The organism is Actinomycetes bacterium (genome assembly GCA_036510875.1).
Classification (GTDB): Bacteria; Actinomycetota; Actinomycetes; order Prado026; family Prado026; genus DATCDE01.
This window is the reverse complement of record DATCDE010000083.1, coordinates 1-4,859: the sequence shown is the minus strand read 5'-3', so window position 1 is coordinate 4,859 and position 4,859 is coordinate 1. Positions and strand designations below refer to the sequence as shown.

General features: G+C 71.7%; 7 protein-coding genes. 4 read left to right on the top strand and 3 right to left on the bottom strand.

Annotation, left to right across the window (positions count from 1 at the left end):
• The coding region (locus VIM19_04525) for a 6-chlorohydroxyquinol-1,2-dioxygenase (protein HEY5184173.1) at positions 1-404 on the top strand (404 nt) is incomplete at its 5' end.
• Positions 405-524: 120 nt separating this feature from the next.
• Here VIM19_04525 and VIM19_04520 read toward each other — a convergent pair.
• Together VIM19_04520 and VIM19_04515 are read right to left on the bottom strand one after the other, a co-directional pair.
• Positions 525-707, bottom strand: coding sequence for a hypothetical protein (locus VIM19_04520; GenBank protein HEY5184172.1), 183 nt, complete (start codon positions 705-707; stop codon positions 525-527).
• Positions 708-865: 158 nt separating this feature from the next.
• Positions 866-1,516: a hypothetical protein gene (locus VIM19_04515; protein HEY5184171.1), complete on the bottom strand. Its 651-nt coding sequence runs from the start codon at positions 1,514-1,516 to the stop codon at positions 866-868.
• A gap of 146 nt (positions 1,517-1,662) precedes the next feature.
• On the opposite strand from VIM19_04515, the gene VIM19_04510 reads away from it, so the two are divergent.
• The gene (locus VIM19_04510; GenBank protein ID HEY5184170.1) at positions 1,663-2,475 is read left to right on the top strand and encodes a hypothetical protein; all 813 of its coding nucleotides are present in this window, start codon (positions 1,663-1,665) and stop codon (positions 2,473-2,475) included.
• On the opposite strand, the gene VIM19_04505 is transcribed toward VIM19_04510, so the two are convergent.
• A complete protein-coding gene (locus VIM19_04505; GenBank protein HEY5184169.1) occupies positions 2,435-3,739 on the bottom strand; it encodes a glycosyltransferase family 4 protein in 1,305 nt (434 codons plus the stop codon). The two genes, VIM19_04510 and VIM19_04505, sit on opposite strands and share 41 nt — an antisense overlap.
• A gap of 83 nt (positions 3,740-3,822) precedes the next feature.
• Here VIM19_04505 and VIM19_04500 point away from each other — a divergent pair, with 83 nt between their 5' ends.
• Together VIM19_04500 and VIM19_04495 are read left to right on the top strand one after the other, a co-directional pair.
• Complete coding sequence (locus VIM19_04500; protein ID HEY5184168.1) at positions 3,823-4,485, top strand: PqqD family protein; 663 nt, start codon at positions 3,823-3,825, stop codon at positions 4,483-4,485.
• 51 nt (positions 4,486-4,536) lie between these two features.
• Positions 4,537-4,859: hypothetical protein (locus tag VIM19_04495; GenBank protein ID HEY5184167.1), on the top strand; the 323-nt coding region annotated here is incomplete at its 3' end.

Here is a 4,859-nt window from a genome sequence, read left to right as displayed (position 1 = left end):
TGCTGGACGTGTGGCAGAACGCCAGCACCGGCTTCTACGCCGTCCAGCAGCCGGGCGTGCAGCCGCCCGGCAACCTGCGCGGTCGCTACCGCACCGACGCCGAGGGCCGCTACGAGATCCGCACCGTGCGACCGGTCCCGTACGCCGTCCCCGACGACGGCCCGGTCGGTCGGCTGCTGCGGCAGACCGGACGCCACCCGTGGCGGGCCGCCCACATCCACGCCATCGTCACCGCCGAGGGCCACCGGCCTGTGGTGACGCACGTCTTCGACAGCTCCTCGCGCTACCTCGACTCCGACACGGTGTTCGGGGTGAAGCAGTCGCTGGTTCGCGACGTCGTGCCCGGCGACGACGGCGTGCTGGTGTGCGAGCACGACATCACCCTCGCCGCGGTCGCCCGGTGACGGGCTGAACCATGGCTGTTGCCCGCGAGGGTCCGTCTCGCCGATCGGGTCAACCGGGACGCCGCGAGCCGGAGCTCACGTCGAACGGACCCATCCGGGCGGTACTCGTGGGGCCCGGACTCAGCCGCCACCGGCAGCGGTGCTGATGGTCCCCGTCGTCGCCACCCGCCGCACCCTGCCGTCGCCGATCTTGGTGAGGAGCAGGTTCCCGGCTGCGTCCACGGGCACCGTCTGCGGGCTCAGGAGCTGGGTGCTGGTGGCGGGGACCGCACGTTGCCTCAACGTCGCCTTGAGAAGTCCCACTGAAGCGATCGCTCGACCGCCCGGAGGTAAGCAATGGGCAATCAACTTCCGGGGCCGAACCTCGAAACTGATCGGCCAGTCCGATCGCCACCTTCTCGAGATCGCCGTTGGCGGGAGGAAGCCGCCCGCGGCTGGCGCTTCTCTCCCTGAGACGGCGATCACGGCGAACCGGGAGCCGCTTCGTCCGGGACGTGGACGGCGACCGACTTGCGCAGCGACGCGGCGATCTCCGCCGTCGCGGCCGCGATCATCCGCACCGTGTGGGCGTGGTCCTCGAAGTCGCCGTTGATCGGGTCGGCGATGTCGTCGTCGGTCGGGTGCGGCGGCGGCATGGACCCGCGCAGTGAGGAGACGACCCGCACCAGCTCCCACGGGGTGCGGGCCTCGGTGCAGGCCACCGACGCCAGCCGGGCGAACTCCCGCAGCGTGAAGGTGCGCGCACGGACCGGCGGGTGCAGCCCGACGAGGGGGATCCGGTGCGCCCGGGTGGCGGTGAGCACCAGGTCGGCCTGGGCCAGTTGGGCCTCGGTCACGTTGCGGGCGACGTGCCCGCGCCCGTCCACCCCGTGCGCGGCCAGCGCGTGCACGGTGAGCGGGTGGATCGGCTGACCGACCAGCGCCGCCGTCCCGGAGCTGCCCAGCGCGAACGCCCAGGGGGTGGCCCGGTCGAGGTTCTTCAGCAGCAGCCGCTCGGTGGCCGGGCTGCGGCACACGTTGCCGGTGCACACGACGAGCACGCCGAAGAACTCGGCCCCGGCCGCGAAGCCGCTGCTCGGCGTGGTCACTGTGCGCTCGCTCCGTTTCGTCACCGCAGCCGTCAGGTTCGCAACTGACGGTAGTCGGTGCTGCGCCGATCGGTGGCGGAGACCATCGCGCTGCCCCGTAGTCTGAGTGACCGTGTCAAGCGATCGGGGGCGGCCGCTCGAGGCCGACCTGGCCCTACAGGGACGCCGCGGTGGGCAGCGCCGAGCCTGAGCGCCCGCGGCGCATCCTCGGCAGCGCCTACGGCCGGGCGTTCGCGGTCGAGGTCCCCGGGCTGCTCGGCGACGAGGCGCTCGGCCGACTGCCGTTCGGCTGGACCGAGCACGTGGGCGCGCCCGAGCGCTACTGGGAGGTCCGCGCCACCGACGACGGCTGGACCGCGGCCAACGACGAGCAGGTGCTGGCCCGCGTCCCCGACCAGGACACCGCACTGGACCGGATGATCGGCGACCTCGAACTGTGGGTGGCGGAACACGCGGAGGGGTTTGTCTTTGTCCACGCCGGGGCGGTGGCCTGGCACGGACGGGCGATCGTGGTCCCAGGCCGGACCCTGGCCGGCAAGTCCACCCTGGTGGCCGCCCTGGTGCGCGCGGGGGCCACGTACTACTCCGACGAGTACACGGTGCTTGACCCGCAGGGCCTCATCCGGCCCTACGCGCGGATGCTGTCGATCCGGCCGCCCAACGGCAGTCCACCACGCCGCGTCACCGCCGAGGACATCGGCGGCCACACCGGGACCCAACCGGTGCAGATGGCCCTCGTCGCCCACCTGCGCTACGACGCCGCAGCCGGCTGGGCGGTGGAGGAACTCAGCCGCGGCCGGGCCGCCATGGCGCTGCTCGACAACACGGTCCCGGCCCGCACCCGACCGGTGGAAGTGATGGACCACCTCCAAGCGGCCACCGACGGCGTGTGCGGCCTCACCGGCACCCGTGGCGAGGCGCACGACGCGGCAGGCCGGCTGCTCAGCTTGCTCGGTGCGGCAGATGCCGCTCCCGGGCACTGACTCCTCGGTCGATAGCCTGGGCCAGAATCCGGCTTGCCGACCCGCCCTCACGCAGGTAGGGAAGGGCAAATGGTCGCTCCCCGACCCGGGTCCGGGCGACCGGGCCGAACTCCGCCCGGGCCGCGGCCCGCCGTCCCGCGGCCGTATCCGGAAGTTCCATCCGCGGTGAGCCATCGGACAGGACCTGCTCGTATAGCGCGGCCTGCGCCCGCCCCACCTCGCCCCAACTCAACCCCTGGTTGGCCGCAAGCCCGGACGCCCGTCGCTGGGCGTACGAGGCCGGGTCGGCCACCAGGCCAGCGACTGCCGCGGCCAAACCTGCCGTATCGCCCTCGGAAACCAGCAACCCGGGCGAGCCCGCCACCTCGGGGATGGACCCGCTGGCGTACCCGGCGACCACGGCGCCGCTGGCTCGGCCCTCGACGATCACCCGGCCGAACTGCTCGATCCAGGTGGGGGTGGACGTGCTCGGTACCAGCACGACGTGCATCTGCCGGTACAGCTCGGCCATATCCGCGACCGGCCGCCACGACGAGACGTCGACGGCGTCGGCGATGCCCAGCGACGCAGCCAACTCCAGCGCCGGCTTCAGCTCCGACCCGCTCCCGACTACCCGTAACCGCGCCGGTCGCACGCGCCGTACGGAAGCCAGCACCCGGACCGCGTCCCGTACGCCCTTCTCCGGCACCAGCCGGCCGACCAACCCCAGCAAGATCACGGGGTCGTCCAGCGACTGCTCACCGGGCGTGAACAGGGACTCCTCGAATCCCAGCGGCAGCACGCCGATGCTGCCAGTGAACCCCTTGCCGCGGGCCACCGAGGCGGCCTGTCGCGTGCACGGGTACAGCGCATTGACCCGGCGCAGCGCGGCCCGCTCGTATTGGGCGAACGGCGGCGGGAAGCGCTTGTCCAGGTTCTGCGCCGTGTACATGACGACCGGCAGCCCATCAACGACGCGAAGCCACTGCCGCGTGGCCAGGCTGAACGGCTCCTCGTGCAAGTCGATGAGGTTCGGTCGCACGTCGCTCAGCACGCCAGTCAGGGCGGCGGTGTCCGTGTAGACGTGCCGGTTGGCATCTCCGCCCCGGGAGACCGGCAATTCCACTATCCGGAAATTCTCGCGCGGCAAGTCCCGTTGTGATCCGGAGTCCGGCCATCCCCGCGGCACGACCAGGGTCAGGTCGACCCCAGCGGCGACCAGCGCGCGCTCGCGGGCCCGATGCCCGGGGTCGCGCCCGGCGTGGTAGATCCGCAAGACCCGCACCTCTGGCCACCTCCGGTCGCGGTCAGTAGGCTACGCATGTCCCCCGCAACAGCGGAGGTGTGCGGCAAGCCTACGGAGGGCGCGTGGAGCACCGCGGAGCACCGCTGCCCGCTGCCCGCACGGAGCGGCTCATCATCCGTGACTTCGGCGACGAGGCCGTGGTCTTCGATGTCGACACCGAGCGGGTCACCCATCTGGACGCCGTGACAGCCGCGGTCTGGCGTTGCTGCGACGGAGACGCCACGCTCGTGGACGTCTCGGAGGCCACCCTGCTGACAGAGGAAGACGTGGCACTTGCACTGCTGCGTCTGCAGGACGCCGGACTGCTCACCTCCGGAGGCACCTCGCGCCGGGCGCTGCTCCGGCGGGCGGGGACGGTCGCCGTGCTGGTGCCGCTGCTGTCGATGGCCGCGGCCACCGCGGCGGCCGCGTCGTCGGTGCGCACCGTCACCGCCACGCAGAGCGGCTGCACGCCGTTCTTTGTCTCGTGGATCACGCTCGATGTGGCGATCACCGGATTCACCCCCGGGACAGTCAATATTACGGTCAGTTATAGGAACTTTTTGGGCAACCCCGCGCAGGCGACCGGCGTGATCACGGCCAACGCGTCCGGAGCAGGCAGCACGACCGTCCAGCTGGTCGCGCAGGCCGGTGCTGGGGGCGACCAGACGGTGACAGTCACCGCCAGCCGAGCGTCGGCCCCCCTTGAGGTGACGACCATCTCCCAGGGGATCAAGGGCTGCTGATCTGGTCGGCGTTCCTGCCCGGATTCCGGTGGGCTTCTCGGGTACGATTCGTTGTTCGAGCGCAGTCGACCTGATCGGGCCGCAATGGATCTCCGCCAGCAGTCGATCGTCGCCCGCCGGACGGAGGGCGTTGTCTCGCGCGCCTTCGGTGACGAGACTGTGGTGTACGACGTCGACTCCGAGCGGGTGACTCACCTCGACGCCGTCACCACAGCGGTCTGGTTGCGGTGCGACGGCCGGTCGACGGTCGGGGAAGTCGCGGTCGCGACGGGCCTGGGGCTCGACGACGTCGCTGTGGCGCTGATCCGCCTCGATGAGGCGGGGCTGCTTGTCGGCCGCGTGATCTCGCGTCGCGTGCTGCTCCAACGTGCAGG